Here is a 16,541-nt window from a genome sequence, read left to right on the forward strand (position 1 = left end):
AAAAACATTTAAGGACTTAAATCCATAACCTAAATTTAAATTTTGAAAAATATTAGTCTTTATAAAGTATTGGCAGGCATTGCCGTACTTTGCCTGTTAGCTGCTTTATGGTTCATTTGGCATGATGGTATTGCCCATGCGGGCTATTATATCATTGCATTCTTTATTATGCTGGCCATTGCTTGTCGCGGGTCGCAAACGCTGAAGGGATTTTCATATACCATTATCATTTTTGCGGCGGTGACAACGGCATTGTATTTTCCGCAATATTTTATCCAGGTGAATGGGTTCAAACTTTCCGGGCTTATTACACCGCTTTTACAGCTTATTATGTTTGGAATGGGCACATCAATGGGGCTGGAAGATTTTGCCGGGGTTATCAAAATGCCGAAGGGTGTGTTTATAGGTGTCGGGAGCCATTTTATAATTATGCCGCTGCTTGGTTTTACATTAGCCAAATTAAGCGGCTTTCCGCCGGAGATCGCCGCCGGAATAATCCTGGTAGGCTGCTCGCCGAATGGCATGGCTTCTAACGTAATGTCATACCTGGCGAAGGCCAACCTTGCATTATCAGTTACAATAACCGCGGTTTCTACTATGCTGGCGCCCATTTTTACGCCATTGCTGATGAAGTTGCTTGGAGGTGAATTTATTAAAATCGACGCCCTTAGCATGATGTGGGATATTGTGAAAATCGTGATCTTCCCTATTGGAGCTGGTATTCTTTTTAATAAATATTTATTGAAGCGCGCCTTATGGCTGGAAACACTGATGCCATTGGTATCTATGTTCGGTATAGCGTTTATTATCGTAATTATTACCGCCGCCGGCAGGGATAGCCTGTTAAATATTGGCGGTTTGCTGGTTTTACTAGTGCTGATACATAATTTAATGGGGTACACATTGGGTTACTGGTCGGGGCGTTTATTTAAAATGTCTGAACGCGATTGCCGCACCATGGCGATAGAGGTAGGGATGCAAAACGCAGGCCTGGCATCGGGACTGGCAAAAGCGATGGGTAAAATTGCTACGGTTGGTCTGGCGCCTGCGGTGTTTGGTCCGTTGATGAATACTACGGGATCGTTATTGGCTAATTATTGGCATAGGAAACCGTTGGGAGATGATAAGCGTGGGGAAAAGGTCATTTTAACAACGAAGTAACTGCTCCGAAATGTACATTCGTTTTTATTCAAGGCGACTAATTGCGTAGATTTATCTACACGATGTATGATATGGACGTTAAAGACCTTATACCAAAACATAAGGATGATCAAAAAGTGATTGCCAGACTTAAAAGGCTTTCATTTGAACAGATAAAGCCCATTGTTCCAGAGTTATTAGAATGGCTTCAAGACATGAACTGGCCAATTGCAAGGTCTGTCGCGGATATCCTGGAACCATTTGCAGACCGAATTGCTCCCGAGATCATTAAGATATTTAAAACTAACGACGGAGTTTGGAAAATGTGGGTGCTTAGAAATCTTACAAGACACACTGAGAGTACTCTTTTGTTAAGCGAAATAGAGCGGATTGCAAAATTTCCGACAAGAGATGAAATCGAGGAGGAAGCTAATCTTGAAGCAATTGCTATTTTAAATGGGGAATGTAAATGAGATCATATGGCCGGTATCATCCAGTGCCATGTAAAAAAGCCCCCCTCGTTCATGAGAGGCTTCCGGGTCGATAACGGTGCAAAGTTCGAACTGTTTTATCGAAAATTAATTCCATAGATTTATTAAATTAGACAATCGACTAAACAGGTATGAAAAAAATATCCTTCATAATAATATTTTTATTTTTCTCGTATCAGGTAGTATCTCAACAATTGTTAATGGCCTGGAGTCAGCAGGACATTCCGAATTATACAAAAGACATGTATGATGCTGCACAGAAATGGACATCATCTGAATTGCTCGCAAAGAATTTAACCAGTAAGTCGTGGAGTGACGTTTTTTTAACGTTAAATGCTTCTATAAATAATTACTCAAAAGATAGCAGCTATTTAAAAGCGCTCACCGGTCAACTATTAAATAATACCGAGACCAAACTTGACGGAACAAACCGGCTGATCATATGGGATAGAATTGTTAGTAAAGACATCATATTTGAAGGAAAGGGATTAATAATCGATAACGATTTGTACAAAGTTGCGGGAAGGGCAAATCAGTTGTTACAGTCCCTTACACATAAAAATTTTGGCCCTGTTACCATAAACTTAAATGAAAAAGACTTAAAAAAACTTCAGGGAAAATGGTTGAGTTATTTGTCAAATCTGCCGGTAGAGGAATATAAACCAACGCAATATAAAAATGCTAAGATCGCTAAGATTTGCAGTCCGAGCGCTGTTCACGCGTTGATTATTTCGTTACAAAACGCCCCCCGGAAAGCGCAGATAATAATAAAATGTTTGAGTAAGGTTTACAATCTTGATAAAATGCCGGAGGATAAAAGCTCTCCCGCTAATTTTTGCGATCCCGATAGCTATACATATACTTATTTGGGAATGTTGTTTGGCGATGCTAAACCCGATGCCGCCAGGGATGCAAACTGGTGGCAGGACTTTTGGCAAAAGAAGCACGATAAATTAATTTGGAATGAGGACAAGGGAATTTATGAAGTTTCTAAATGATTTCATTACCAAAAACAAACCTGCTGATTCAAAAAACTTCCATTTTTATGAGCGCTCTACCGGATCCTTGATGATACAAATTTCGAACCGGATTTGCAGGCAATTGCTAAATTCTATTTGGAAATTTTCATAAAGCTTGTTCGATGTTTTTCCTTATGAAATTGTACTGAAACAGGTAGAACTGATGCCTGCATTTTGGAACAATAAGAAAAATTTATTTTTTAAAGCACCGTAAAAATACCCTTAAAATAAGGTGTTTTTTACGGTGCTTTAAGTTTTTTAGACCTTCTACTTTAGACCTGAATTTAACAAACAAAAACGGAGCAGGCCAAAAATCCGAAGAAGAGTAGGCAATTACACAATTGGTTCTTATGAAAACGAAAAAAATCACACTTGGGCATCAGAATTGCGACTGCCACTGTTTTATTATTCCGGCAAAAATACTTAGAAAGTTTTCCCGCGACAAAACCCTATCAGCAGGCGAACGTAAAGCTTTTTCTGCTGCAGCGCGGTTTGAAAATGAATGGCGCAAGGCTCGTGAAGCAAAATCGCTTGTTTCTTTGTCAGCCCAAACGATACTGCCAAGTGGTTTGACAGTAAGACCCGTTTCACCGCCCACGGTTACAGTTTTTGATTGTAAACATCACAATACCTTGCCTGGCGTATCAATTTCTAACCCCGGTTCTTCTTCCGATCAAACATGCAAGAGGGCATTTACCGAGACCACAAGTGTTGCCTCCTTTTATCAATCAATTTTTGGCAGGAATTCAATCGATGACGCAGGTATGGCAATGCTTTCATCAATCCATTACAGCGTTAAGTATAACAATGCTTTCTGGAATGGCGGCCAGATGACGTATGGTGACGGCGATGGAAATATTTTCATCGATTTCACGAAAGGCAATGACGTTATCGGTCATGAGTTGACTCATGGAGTGACACAATATACGCTGGGGCTTGCTTATCAGGACGAAGCAGGGGGCTTAAACGAAAGTATTTCTGATGTATTTGGTTCCATGTTTCGGCAATGGCAAGGCAATCAGGATGTATCTCAAGCAGACTGGCTTATAGGTAAAGATATTATGGGTCCGGGGGCGGTTGCCAGAGGCTTTAGCTGCTTACGCGACATGTCAAATCCGGCTGCAAGTCATTGTCTTTCTCCGCAACCAACCAAGTTTTCACAATATCGTAACGGAATGGATCCGCACGAAAGTAGCGGAATACCTAATTTTGCATTTTACAAGGTGGCTATGGCCTTAGGTGGTAATAGCTGGACTATTGCGGGCCAGATTTGGTATAACGCAGTAACGCAGTTTGGTCCATCACCTAATATGACGATGAAGCAATTCGCTGACCGAACCCGTAAAGTAGCAGTAAGCCTTTTCTCATCTCAGAAATCGGTTAAAGTCGCGGTAGATAATGCATGGAAAGCAGTAGGTTTGTAAACAATAAATAACAATGTCGAAACTAAAGATTGAACGGTTAGGCGGCCTGGCAGGCTTCGGAAGTCAAAACTCCCATCTACGAAGCGTTGGTGAAATTGATATGGATACACTTTCTGAAAAAGATAAGAAAACTGTCGAAGATTTGTTCGCGTCACAAGGAAAAGTAGAAAAAGACCTCGCTGTGGATGTCTTTCGTTATAGAATTTCGAGAACGACGTCTGAAGGAATAGAAAGTGTAGAACAAAGCGAAGAAAAAATCCCGGTTGCTATTAAACAAACTGTTAAAGACGAAATTATTTAGAGCCCCCTGTAGGTCAAATTTATTTATTCCGGCAGTAATTCCAATATTGTGTGGCCCCTGCCGATATTATATCATACAAAAAAGCGCCTTTCCTTAAAGGAAAGGTGCTTGGGGGAAGAACTGCCAGATGTAGCTGCGTCTCCTGGCCGATTCAATCCCTCTGTTCGAAGTTTGCAACTTCTTGCGACTATACCAGTAGTCTCAGGACTAGATTATCAACAGAAAACGCCCCTCATTTGCATAAGAGGCATTCGGGTAAATGATGAGGCTCGAACCCACGGCCCTTGGTGTTGCAAACCGCGCATCAAACCATTGCGTCGGATAATTCTTCAGTACATAAAAACTTTTTGCAATAGATTCTTCAATGGAATGAGTGTTATAAAATGCGCCTGGCAACGCAAACCACTAAAAGAAAAATAGAAATTTTCGATATAGGTTTTGATGATATCAAGTACTCTATCCTCATCAAATGTTATACAGAATTTTATGTTTGTGTAAAATTTTTGTTATGTTTAATGCTGTATACTTTCTCATTTATTTTCAAAAGTATATAACATTAAATAAATTATGTCTGAAAGTATTGTAAGTTTTAATGAAGATAATACTGCAATATGGCTTGCCTTTAAGGCAGGCGACTGGGAGGCATACAAGAAATTATACAATGACTACTTTAAAATGCTAAATAATTATGGCTATAAATTTACAAAAGACGTAAATATTATTGAGGACGCTGTGCACGATCTGTTTATTAAATTATGGACAAACAGGGCCACTTTAGGTACCCCGGTGTCGGTAAAAAATTACTTATACAAGTCGTTGCGAAATGCAATTTTTCGCAAAATGCAATCCCAATCGCGGTTTGTAGATTTGGCGGATGAGCCTGACTACAGCTTTTCGGTTGAACTCTCTTTTGATCACCAGATCATCGCTAATGAAGAGGAACGCGAACTGCATCTTAAACTAAAAACGGTGATTAAAAACTTGCCTGCCAGGCAGCAGGAGATTATTTACCTCCGCTTTTATGAGGGTTTAGGATATGATGCAATTGCCGATATTATGGAGATAAACACCAATTCGGCATATAAACTTCTTTATAAGGCTTTTAATAACCTGCAGGCCGCACTAAAAACAACCAAACTGGTTATTTTTCTAAGTCTTTACTCCTGCCTGGGGGCAAATATTCATACAAAATAATTTTTTTCGCTTTTGAAGGGATAATTTAAGCCCTTCCATGTATATAAGGTTAAAATTAGAAACTTATATAGCATGGATATTGCGAAATATAGTACTTACACCCTCCAGGACTTTTTAGATGACGACGATTTTATTCGTTTCGTAATTAATCCATCAAAAACCGATATGATTTTTTGGCACTCGGTTACAGTAATGTACCCCGCACAACAAGAGGCTGTTGACGAGGCCTCAAAAATTATACTTGCCTACCGCAAGCAGGATGTTTTTACAAACCAGGCCAATCAGCAAAAAGTTTGGGAAAACATCGAAGCTTCTATTAAGTCTCAGACGGTTGCAAAACAAAAAATATTCAGGCTAAATACATTTATGCGGGTGGCGGCTATGCTGTTGTTGATTTCGTCGGTGGCTATTATGCTATGGGTGCTTAAACATAACTCCAAAACGGAGTTTGCTACCGCCTTTGGCGAAGTACGTACCATTACGCTGCCCGATAATTCAGTAGTTATCTTAAATGGGAATTCCAAATTAAGTTATGTGAATAACTGGGATAATAAGCCAAGAGAAGTTTGGATTAGCGGAGAAGGCTTTTTCAATGTTAAACACCTTAACAAAAACCCCCATTATATAAGGCCCACCGAAAGGTTCATTGTTCACTGTAATGATGTAAACATAGAAGTATTGGGCACTTCATTTAATGTACGCACCCGGCACGATAAAACTAACGTTGGCCTGATAAGCGGCAGGATACGCCTGGAATATCTTGAAAAGGCATCAAGCCAGAATCAGCGCCTTATTATGAAATCGGGCGATTATATAGAATATGCACAGAAACACCTCGTTGCTCAAAAAACGCTGGCTATACCTGAAAAACTTACAGAATGGACCAACCATCAGCTATCGTTTAACAATGCAACACTGGCCCAAATCAGCGAGGTAATGACCGATGACTATGGCTATCACATTGAAATTGCAGACCCCGCACTTGCCAATCTGAAAATTGAAGGGGAGATAAGTGTTTCAAATGTTGATGAGTTGCTCGAAACCATTTCAACCACGTTATCCGTGAAAATTACACACTCGGATAAAAACATAACAATCACTGAAAACTAACTAACTAATCTCAAAACAAACTAATTATGCAAAAACTTGACTTATCAGCATCTTTTAAATGTTGCTGTTTCTTGTTGGCATTGCTCGGCCAGTCGGTTTACGGCTTTTCGCAGACAGCATTTGCAAGCAGCAACAGCTTTCATTCAAAAACCAGGACTCCCAGCGTGCAGCAAGCCAATGAAAACAAAGTGCTGCTGAAGGATGCGCTTGACAATCTTAAAAAGCAGTTCAATGTTCAAATTGCTTACCACGAAGGATTATTAGACAACAAATTTGTACCGGCCAGTTTGGTTACCAATGCCCGGCTGAACAATCTTGGCGAAAACCTGAGGCAATTATTATCGGTTTTCCAGCTCAACTACCGCAAAATCAATGACAACCAGATCTCTATTTTTTCTGTAAAAGAATCTGCTGATAACCGGGCCCCTATTATTATAGCAGTTATTAATGGAAAGGTTGTAGATGCTGCTAATAATGAACCAATTATTGATGCTTCTGTGATTTTAAAATCTGATCCCAAAATAGGTACATCAACAGACGGGTCGGGTAGCTTCAAATTAACTATACCCGACAAATATGCAGATAAGCTAGTTACCCTCCAGGTAGGTTATATTGGTTATGAGCGGGCAGAAGTGACAGTTTCTGACTTCTCAGTCCCTGTTCAAATAAAACTAAAAAGAAGTACCAGCACACTCAACGAGGTTGTGGTTACTGCGCTTGGTATAAGTAAGCAAAGAAAATCGCTTGGTTATTCAGTAACTGAGGTAAAAGGAAGCGAATTTACCCAGGCCCGCGAAAACAATGTAGCCAATGGCCTGTCAGGTAAAGTTGCAGGTGTGAATGCTGCAGGTTTGTCAACAGGTCCGGGTGGCTCGAGCCGCATAGTTATCAGGGGTAACGGAGGCCTTGCCGGCGACAATCAACCGCTATACGTGGTTAACGGTATGCCAATTGACAACAGCGTACCCGGCGGCCCGCCAACTACAAATGGAACAACCAACAACGTTGACCGTGGCGACGGCATAGCTGCCATAAACCCGGATGATATTGAATCGATAAGTGTGCTGAAAGGCGGCACCGCTGCTGCCCTGTATGGCTCGCGCGCTGCAAACGGCGTAATCCTTATCACCACCAAAAAAGGCCGCGCCCAAAAAGGTGTAGGCATTGAATTTAACTCAACCGCAACCTATGACAATGTAGCTGTTTTTCCTGATTACCAATATGAATATGGCCAGGGAGACGGTGGTGTTAAACCTACAACTTTAGCCGCTGCGCAGGGTACAGGCAGGCGGTCATGGGGTGCCAAAATAGACGGTTCAACAGACTATGTGGCTGTTGACGGTAAAACGCACCCTTATGTTGCTCAAAAAAATAATTTAAAAAATTATTATCAAACAGGCAACACTTATACCAATAGCCTGGCATTTGTAGGCGGCAGCGAGGGCATTACTTACCGGTTTTCGTTAGCCGATTTGAACAGTAAAGGTATTTTACCAGGCACTACTTATGACCGGAAAACGTTTAATCTTGCGGTAAACGCCAAATTAAACAGTAAAATATCTATCGAGGCGCTTGCCCAGTATAACATTGAAACCGGGCATAACCGCACCGGCGCCGGCGACGCGTTGGGCAATCCCAATTGGACGCCCCTGGAAGTTGCTAACACAGTAGACATACGCTGGCTGAACCCCGGGTATGATGCCAGTGGCAAGGAAATAGTTTGGAACGATGCTTCCATCGCTTCAAACGGTTACTTTGTTATTAATAAATTTAAGGAGGATGATGTTAAAGACCGTTTTATAGGACAAGGCTCCGTTTTATATACCCCAATAAAAGACCTGGTTTTTAAAGCCACTTTAAGCCGCGATTTTTACAACTACACTTATTCAAACGTATTGCCAACAGGTACGCTGTATATACTAAACGGCCAGTACCAGGCTATTCAAGCAGACGTTTCCGAAACCAATGAGCTGGTTACCGCTACTTACAAAAGAAAAATTGCAAAAGATTTTAACGTTGGAATTTTAGGTGGGGTTAATGGCCGTCAGCACATTACCAGCCAGCAAACTACTAATGGATCCCAGTTTGTAATACCTTTCTTTTACAGCACAACTAACCTGGCTACAATATCGAATACCCCGTATTATGCCAAAATAGTAACTAATTCGGTATTTGGATCGGCAGATTTTGATTACAAAAGCCTGTTCTTCTTATCATTCACCGGCCGCAAGGATTGGTTTTCAACGCTTAGCCCGCAAAATAACAGCATTTTTTATCCGGGCATAGGTGGTAGCTTTATACTGTCTGACGCGGTTAAATTACCTGAATTTTTCACCCTGGCCAAGCTAAGGGCCTCATGGGCGCAGGTTGGCGGTGGTGCACCGGATCCGTATGTAATTAATCTTGCATACAAAAGTATCCCCAGCGCCGGGCAACCACTACAAAACGTAGCCAGCAATGATATCACCAACAGCCATCTTAAGCCCTACACTTCTACAACCACGGAAGCCGGCATTGAATTACAGATGTTAAGGGACAGGTTAGGTTTAGATGTTACCGTATATAACCGCAAAACAACTAATGATATTGTAAACACCGCTATAACCCCAACATCGGGTTATAATAATGTGATACTGAATGTGGGCGAGGTTGACAATAAAGGTATTGAAGTGCAATTGAACGGTGTACCTGTTAAAACATCAAAATTTAGTTGGAATGTTAATTATAACATAGCCTATAATGATAATAAAGTAGTGAGGCTTGCGCCCGGGCTATCTACAATACAGCTTGCCGCTACCGTAAATAACTACGGCCTGCTAAATAATACCGAAGGCCTGTCATTTGGTACAATATATACCACGGGAATGAAGAAAAATGCTAATGGGCAGGTGATATTCAACTCGACTACCGGGTTGCCTGTAGCTACAGGGTATGTCCCTGTCGGAAAAAGCGTTGCGCCGGTAACCATGGGTTTAACCAACGAATTCAGGTACAAGCGCTTTTCATTTAGCTTCCTTCTCGACGGGAAATTTGGCAATAAGGTGTTTTCAGAAATGGAAGTATATGCCACACGCCTGGGTTTAACAAAAATGACTCTGCCTGGTCGTGAAAACGGGCTTACGGTAACCGGAGTTGACCAAAACGGTGCTCCTTATTCGCGTACTGTACCCGTAAGTGGCTTGCGTACTTATTATGACAATTATAAAATCTATTCAGATTTGTTTTTACACGATGGCAGTTTTGTTAAGCTGCGCCAGGTTATACTATCATACAACCTGCCTGCGCTTGATTTAAAGGCGGTGCATATTCAGTCGGCGAGCATTTCATTGGTATCACGCAACTTGTGGACTATATACAAAAAGACGAAAAATTTTGACCCTGAAGAAAGCTTCACCAACAGCAATAACCAGGGCTTTGAATCAATTGGTTTGCCGCGCACCCGTTCACTCGGCGTAAACCTTTCTGTTAAATTCTAATATTTAAACTTGAGTACGATGAAAAAATATACTTATTGTATGCTGATGATACTCGGCACTATTACAATACAATCATGCACCAAAAACTTTGATAAGTTTAATACAGACCCCAACAGTTCGCCTAAACCCGTGCCGGGATATTTATTCACCAAGGCAGAATATGACGGTGTTTCGAACATGCTGAACCTTTTGCTTGGTACAATGCAATATACAACCAGCTTTAACGATGTAGCAGGTTTTGGCTCGAAATACGTGTTGGCTCAAAGCGCGCAGTCGTCAGCAGCATTTAGCAACTCGTATCAAAACCAGATAAATGAGTTGGTGGAGGTTATCAAGGCTGCCAGTACTGATGTATCGCAAAGTAACCTTGTTGCCGAGGCGCGCATCTGGCGGGTATATTGTTTTGCCAGGCTTACCGATCTGTACGGTGATATCCCTTACTCTCAGGCCGGCCAGGGCTATAACAGCGGAATATATAAACCAGTGTACGATGCCCAGAAGGATATCTACGCTAATATGCTTAAAGAGCTTGACCAGGCAGCAACCAGCCTTGATGCAACAAAAGCCACATTTGGCGATGCGGACTTAATTTATGGCGGTAACACCAACAAGTGGAAGAAATTTGCTTACTCGCTTATGTTGAGGTACGCGCTGCGTATGACAAAGGTTGATATTGCCGGTGCCCAGTCATGGGCGACAAAGGCTATAGCCGGCGGCGTTATTTTAAGCGATGCTGATATTGCCAAAGTACCTTATGTAGGTTCAGGCCAGGATATCAACAAAAACCCGCTTGCCAATAACCTTTGGAACAGTGATTATATTGCGCAGGATGGCATTACAAATACAGAAGGTGGTAAATACCAGGATGCATTTATAAGCCATCTTAAAGCCAATAAAGATCCCCGACTGGGCGTAATATCCATTGTTTACAACAATAAGGTTGCTGATACCAGTTTTGCTATGCAAAAAGGAATGTCGGCCGGGTTGAATACAAAACCTGTCGATTTTGTAACTTATTCGGAGCCTAACCCCAAAACTATACTGTTGTTAAATTCTCCCCGCCTTGTATTTACTGCTGCCGAAAGCTATTTCCTGCTGGCCGAGGCTGCTTCACGGGGGTGGTATAACGGCTCATCTGCTTCAGCTGCGTATGAAAACGGCATAGCTGCTTCTATGCGCCAATGGGCTATAATTGGCGGCGCCCCCGGAGTAATTACCGATAACCAGATCAATACTTATATAGCAAACCATAAATTCAATACGTCAGGCACGCTCGACCAAAATATGGAACAGATATACACGGAGTTTTGGATTGGGGTATTCCCCGACGCAGAGGAAGTTTTCTCTACTTACCGCCGTACAGGCTACCCCGCTTTAGTGCCTAATAATTATGTAGGCAATGCTACAGGAGGCAAAATCTTCCGGCGGATGCTTTACCCTATAAGTGAACAAAATCTTAATGCAGCGTCCTATGCCGCAGCAATAAGCCGCCAGGGCCCCGATGATTTCCTGACGAGGATTTGGTGGGACAAACAATAAATTTAAACGAGTTAATTACCTTTGAACTTCAGGAGGGGGAAACCCTTCCTGATTTTTTTTGTCCGTTGTGTCGGTTCGTTTGCCCTTAAAATTTCGTACTCCAGTAGCTACAAGTTGTTCCCGTTTATCGAAATAACTATCTTTCCTTTTGCCGAACCATCTTCCATTGCTTTATAGGCCTCATCAATAGTTTCAAGAGAAAAGGTTCGTTCATCTACAGCCGGCCGCATTTTTCCCGCCTCAATCAGTTTGGCGGCTTCAGTTAAAATTTCGCCATGGTGCCTGCGGCCATTGCCTGAAATTAGAGGGTAAAGCGTAAAAACTCCCGAATAGCTTGCACTACGAAAAGAAAGCGGCGCCAAGCTGTGTGAACCCCAACCCAGTATACTAACAACATGCCCGGTATACCTTTTAACCGCTGTAAACGAAGCATCCAACACTGCACCGCCAATAGTGTCGAGGATTACGTCGAATCCTTCACCTTTTGTAAATTCAACTACATACCCCTCAACATCGTATTTAGTACGGTCAATAGGTATAGCGCCATAGTTACGAACGACTGCCACCTGTTCCGGGCTTACAGTAGTATATACAACGGCACCTTTTGACATCGCAATTTGTACGGCGATATGCCCCACACCACCCGCGCCGCCGTGTACCAGCACGGTACTGCCCGGTTGTATATTAGCCCGGTCAACAAGCGCTTCCCAGGCTGTGATGGTAATTAACGGTAAAGCGGCGGCTTCCTTAAAACTTAAATTTACGGGTTTAATAGCCAGGAGATTAGCATCTACTGCCGCATATTCGGCAAGGGTGCCCTGTACACCGGCTATGCCACCTACCATCCCGTAAACTTCATCGCCTACGGCGAAGGCGGTTACATCCTCGCCAACTGCCACCACAACACCTGCCATATCAATGCCCAATATAGCGCCCGGTATTTTTGGCTTAGCGTGGGCGGCCTGGCCCGATTTGATTTTCAGATCGAGCGGGTTTACGCCGCTGGCCATTATCTTTACCAATACCTCGCCTTTTTGTGCGACAGGTTTTTCTATCTCTTTTAATTCAAAGGGTGTATTGAACCCGTTTAAAACTAATGCTTTCATTTTTCTAATCTTTATTTCATTACAAAGGTATATCAGCTACAGGATCAAATAGTTGTATAATTACACCATTTTGTTGTAAGTTTGCGACTATGTTTAAAGATCAACTAAGAGAGCCATTTGAGCTTGTCTTGAAAGAATACCTGGATATTTGCCCGCGGGGCAGGCATGCACATACTTTTTTTGAGTTGATTTATATTGTAAGTGGTACCGGCACACAGGTTATTAACGACCTGGAAATGCCTTATCAGAAAGGTAACCTTTTTTTGGTAGCACCTAACGATAACCATTTGTTTAAGATAAGCACCACCACCCAGTTTTTCTTTATCCGGTTCAATAATGTTTTTATCCAGGCATCAAAAAAAGATGAAGACCTGCTCCGGCAACTGGAATTAATCTTGCAGAATTCACGGAATGAACCGGAATGCATATTGAAAAGCGAAGCGGATAAACACTATGTGAACGTGTTAATGGAAATGATTATTGCTGAACACCTGGGTAGCGGCTTGTTTCATAAGGAACTGATAAGGCAACTGGTTAATACGCTGTTGGTCGTTATCGCACGTAACATTTCAAAGGATTTCCCCGAAAAGATCGCGGAAGCAAGCGAAGATAAAACGCTGGATATTTTACAATACATCCAATCGAATATTTACTACCCCGAAAGATTACGCGCCGATGCTATTGGTACCTCACTGCATATTTCACCACATTATTTGGGCCGGTATTTCAAAAAGCAAACCAACGAAACTTTACAGGAATATATCCTCAGCTACAAAATGAAACTGATTGAGAACAGGTTGCTTCACAGCAATATGCGCATGAAAGAGATAGCGGATGAATTTGGGTTTACCGATAAAAGCCACATGACCCGCGCCTTTAAAAAGTATAGGGGTATAAACCCCTCCGAGTTTAAAAAAGCAGGTTGAAATTCCAATATGGAAAAAAGACCGATGTCAGCAATTTTTGCAATGTAAACTATCAGGATGCCTGGGCAAATTCTTCTTTATAAACAGGCTCAACCTTAAGTTCCCTGCGGATGGCATCGTTCTCCCTGTCATCATATTTTTCCTTCAGCTTCTTAAAAATCTCGAAACTAAAAGCGTCATTCATTGGTAAATGGTATTTGGGAACAGCCGTATCGGGATGCAGATGCAAAGCTTCAGCCGATACTTTTAAATTCTCGTGATTGATATGGGTAAGGCCGGTTAACGGGTCCGTGTCATAAATAACGAAGGTGTCTATTAATCTTCCTTCATTATCGGTATAAATTACAGTGTCGTGTTCGTTGAATAGTCTCATTTTGGCGATGTGTATGTTCATTAAACATATTCATTAAACCAATTGTTTTACCCCGTGGTTAATTTTTTTAGTTATTTATGCAAATTTAGCTACCTGTGGCCTGTGTTTTAGGTTTGTAGACCAATCGATCGGTTATTATTGCATTATAATTTATAAAAATTCTCTAGGATTAAATTATTTACAAAATACCTAAACAAATTTTACATTTAACTGCTTGTGCTTATATAAATTATCGCCCCATGAAAAGCACAAAATCAGACATCTCCAAAAACAACAACCAAAAACAGGAAAACCTGGCGCTGCACAAAGAAGATAGCGCAGGACAGCCAATGACCACAAACACAGGTTTATTAGTTAACAACGACACAAGCAGCCTTAAAGCGGGCGAGCGCGGGCCTTCGTTATTAGAAGATTTTTACCTGCGTGAAAAAATTACTCATTTCGATCATGAGCGCATACCCGAACGCGTGGTGCACGCGCGGGGTGTTGCCGCCCATGGCTATTTCCAGGCTTATGATAGCTCATTCAGTAAATATACCCAGGCAAAGTTTTTAACAGATCCCTCGCGAAAAACGCCTGTGTTTTTGCGATTTTCAACAGTTGCAGGCTCGCGTGGATCGAGCGATTTAGCAAGGGATGTTCGGGGATTTTCAATAAAATTTTATACCGAGGAAGGAATTTTTGATATGGTAGGCAATAATATGCCGGTGTTTTTTATCCAGGACGCCATTAAATTCCCCGATTTAATACATGCTGTAAAGCCTGAACCACATAACGAAATCCCGCAGGCTGCATCAGCACACGATACTTTTTGGGATTTTATCTCGCTGACACCGGAAGCCATGCACATGATAATGTGGGTTATGTCTGACCGGGCATTACCGCGTAGCTTGCGCATGATGGAAGGTTTTGGAGTACATACCTATCGTTTTGTTAACGAAGAAGGTAAGGCTACGTTTGTAAAATTCCACTTTAAGCCGGCGCTGGGCGTACACTCGGTAGCGTGGGATGAGGCACAGAAGATATCAGGCAAAGATCCCGATTTTCACCGCCGCGATTTGCACGAAGCCATTGAAGCAGGCGCGTACCCCGAATGGGAGTTTGGGGTACAGTTAGTTGCTCAGGAAGACGAGCATAAATTTGATTTCGACTTATTGGATCCGACCAAACTAATCCCCGAAGAGTTGGTGCCGGTACAGCCGATTGGTAAGTTGGTGCTTAACCGCAACCCTGATAATTATTTTGCTGAAACAGAGCAGGTGGCATTTCACCCGGGCCATGTTGTGCCGGGCATCGATTTTAGCAACGATCCGTTGTTGCAAGGGCGCCTGTTTTCGTATACTGATACGCAGCTTACTCGCCTTGGTGGCCCTAATTTCCAGGAAATACCAATTAACCGGCCGCTAAATACCGTTCATAACAACCAGCGCGACGGACACATGCGTCAGCAAATTAACCAGGGTAAAACAAGCTATCATCCAAATACCGTAGGCGGTGGCTGCCCTTTCCAGGCAATGATGAAAGATGGCGGGTTTAAACACTTCGAGGAGCGGGTTGAGGGTAGCAAAATTCGCGCCCGCAGCAAAAGCTTTATGGATTTTTTTAGCCAGGCTACCATGTTTTTTAACAGTATGAGCGAGGCCGAACAAAGCCACTTGATCGATGCACTTCGTTTTGAGTTGGGAAAAGTTGATATCCAGGACATCCGCAACCGCGTGGTTGGCTTGCTGACTTTTGTCGATAAAACGTTGGCCAAACGCGTAGCCGAAGGCTTGGGTATGGAAGTGCCGGAACCGCAGCAGCCCATAAACCACCAGTTGGGCGCCGACGACAATCCGAAGGATTACGAGCCGGTGTTTAAAAAGCCTGCTGTAGAAAAATCTGCGGCTTTAAGTATGGCTAACACAGCAAAAGATTCGATAAAGACGAGGCAGGTTGCCTTCCTTGCGGCTGATGGCGTGGATGCCAATTCATTGGCATCTGTAAAAAAAGCCCTGGAAGCCGAAGGAGCAGTGGTACGGGTTGTAGCGCCACATAACGGCTTTATTAAAGATTCGGCCGGTAAACAAATTAAAGTTGATCAAAGCTTTTTAACGGCTGCTTCAGTTTTAGTAGACGCAGTTTACGTACCTGCCGGCCAAAAAAGTGTTACCGCCCTTTTAAACGAGCCGGATGCCATTCATTTTATAAATGAAGCCTATCGCCATTGTAAACCAATAGCTGCCGATGGTGAGGGCGCTGATCTGATTAAAGCCACCTACGTTGGGACCAAACTGAACATAAAGGCCGGCAATGACGCCGTTGCCGGAGTTGTCATAGGAAATGCCGGTAATGATTTATCTGCGGCCTTTATTGATGCTATAAAGCAACACCGCTTTTGGCAGCGTGAGAAAAAGGACAAGATACCAGCCTAAAGCAAAAGGGCAGACTGATATTCGTTAT

The 16,541-nt window shown here is 42.4% G+C and carries 13 protein-coding genes; 11 read left to right on the forward strand and 2 right to left on the reverse strand.

Annotation, left to right across the window (positions count from 1 at the left end; all coding sequences use genetic code 11):
• Nucleotides 1-42 precede the first annotated feature (42 nt).
• From Q0R52_RS12115 to Q0R52_RS12155, 9 genes are all read left to right on the forward strand, one after another.
• Complete coding sequence (locus Q0R52_RS12115; RefSeq protein ID WP_295794930.1) at nt 43-1,161, forward strand: bile acid:sodium symporter family protein; 1,119 nt, start codon at nt 43-45, stop codon at nt 1,159-1,161.
• 71 nt (nt 1,162-1,232) lie between these two features.
• Nucleotides 1,233-1,613 carry a DUF5071 domain-containing protein gene (locus tag Q0R52_RS12120; protein ID WP_295794931.1) on the forward strand — a complete coding sequence of 127 codons (381 nt, stop codon included), beginning with the start codon at nt 1,233-1,235 and terminating at the stop codon, nt 1,611-1,613.
• A gap of 149 nt (nt 1,614-1,762) precedes the next feature.
• A complete protein-coding gene (locus tag Q0R52_RS12125; RefSeq protein ID WP_295794932.1) occupies nt 1,763-2,629 on the forward strand; it encodes a hypothetical protein in 867 nt (288 codons plus the stop codon).
• 371 nt (nt 2,630-3,000) lie between these two features.
• Nucleotides 3,001-4,074: a M4 family metallopeptidase gene (locus Q0R52_RS12130; protein WP_295794934.1), complete on the forward strand. Its 1,074-nt coding sequence runs from the start codon at nt 3,001-3,003 to the stop codon at nt 4,072-4,074.
• Nucleotides 4,075-4,087: 13 nt separating this feature from the next.
• On the forward strand, nt 4,088-4,375 hold the full coding sequence (locus Q0R52_RS12135; RefSeq protein WP_295794935.1) for a protealysin inhibitor emfourin: 288 nt from the start codon (nt 4,088-4,090) through the stop codon (nt 4,373-4,375).
• Nucleotides 4,376-4,942: 567 nt separating this feature from the next.
• Nucleotides 4,943-5,569 carry an RNA polymerase sigma factor gene (locus tag Q0R52_RS12140; RefSeq protein WP_295794936.1) on the forward strand — a complete coding sequence of 209 codons (627 nt, stop codon included), beginning with the start codon at nt 4,943-4,945 and terminating at the stop codon, nt 5,567-5,569.
• Between the two features lie 72 nt (nt 5,570-5,641).
• On the forward strand, nt 5,642-6,679 hold the full coding sequence (locus Q0R52_RS12145; protein WP_295794938.1) for a FecR domain-containing protein: 1,038 nt from the start codon (nt 5,642-5,644) through the stop codon (nt 6,677-6,679).
• Between the two features lie 26 nt (nt 6,680-6,705).
• Nucleotides 6,706-10,155, forward strand: a complete 3,450-nt coding sequence (locus Q0R52_RS12150) for a SusC/RagA family TonB-linked outer membrane protein (protein ID WP_295794939.1) — start codon at nt 6,706-6,708, stop codon at nt 10,153-10,155.
• Nucleotides 10,156-10,173: 18 nt separating this feature from the next.
• Nucleotides 10,174-11,694 carry a SusD/RagB family nutrient-binding outer membrane lipoprotein gene (locus Q0R52_RS12155; RefSeq protein WP_295794940.1) on the forward strand — a complete coding sequence of 507 codons (1,521 nt, stop codon included), beginning with the start codon at nt 10,174-10,176 and terminating at the stop codon, nt 11,692-11,694.
• A gap of 107 nt (nt 11,695-11,801) precedes the next feature.
• On the opposite strand, the gene Q0R52_RS12160 is transcribed toward Q0R52_RS12155, so the two are convergent.
• Entirely contained in the window at nt 11,802-12,800 is a 999-nt protein-coding gene (locus Q0R52_RS12160) for a zinc-dependent alcohol dehydrogenase family protein (RefSeq protein ID WP_295794941.1), read from the reverse strand.
• 89 nt (nt 12,801-12,889) lie between these two features.
• Between Q0R52_RS12160 and Q0R52_RS12165 the strand changes: the two genes are divergently transcribed.
• Nucleotides 12,890-13,726, forward strand: a complete 837-nt coding sequence (locus Q0R52_RS12165) for an AraC family transcriptional regulator (protein WP_295794942.1) — start codon at nt 12,890-12,892, stop codon at nt 13,724-13,726.
• A gap of 52 nt (nt 13,727-13,778) precedes the next feature.
• Here the strand turns inward: Q0R52_RS12165 and Q0R52_RS12170 are convergent, their stop codons facing one another.
• Nucleotides 13,779-14,120: a hypothetical protein gene (locus tag Q0R52_RS12170; protein ID WP_295794943.1), complete on the reverse strand. Its 342-nt coding sequence runs from the start codon at nt 14,118-14,120 to the stop codon at nt 13,779-13,781.
• A gap of 218 nt (nt 14,121-14,338) precedes the next feature.
• On the opposite strand from Q0R52_RS12170, the gene Q0R52_RS12175 reads away from it, so the two are divergent.
• A complete protein-coding gene (locus Q0R52_RS12175; RefSeq protein WP_295794944.1) occupies nt 14,339-16,513 on the forward strand; it encodes a catalase in 2,175 nt (724 codons plus the stop codon).
• Nucleotides 16,514-16,541: the final 28 nt, after the last annotated feature.

Source organism: Mucilaginibacter sp., from assembly GCF_025359345.1.
Lineage (GTDB): Bacteria > Bacteroidota > Bacteroidia > Sphingobacteriales > Sphingobacteriaceae > Mucilaginibacter.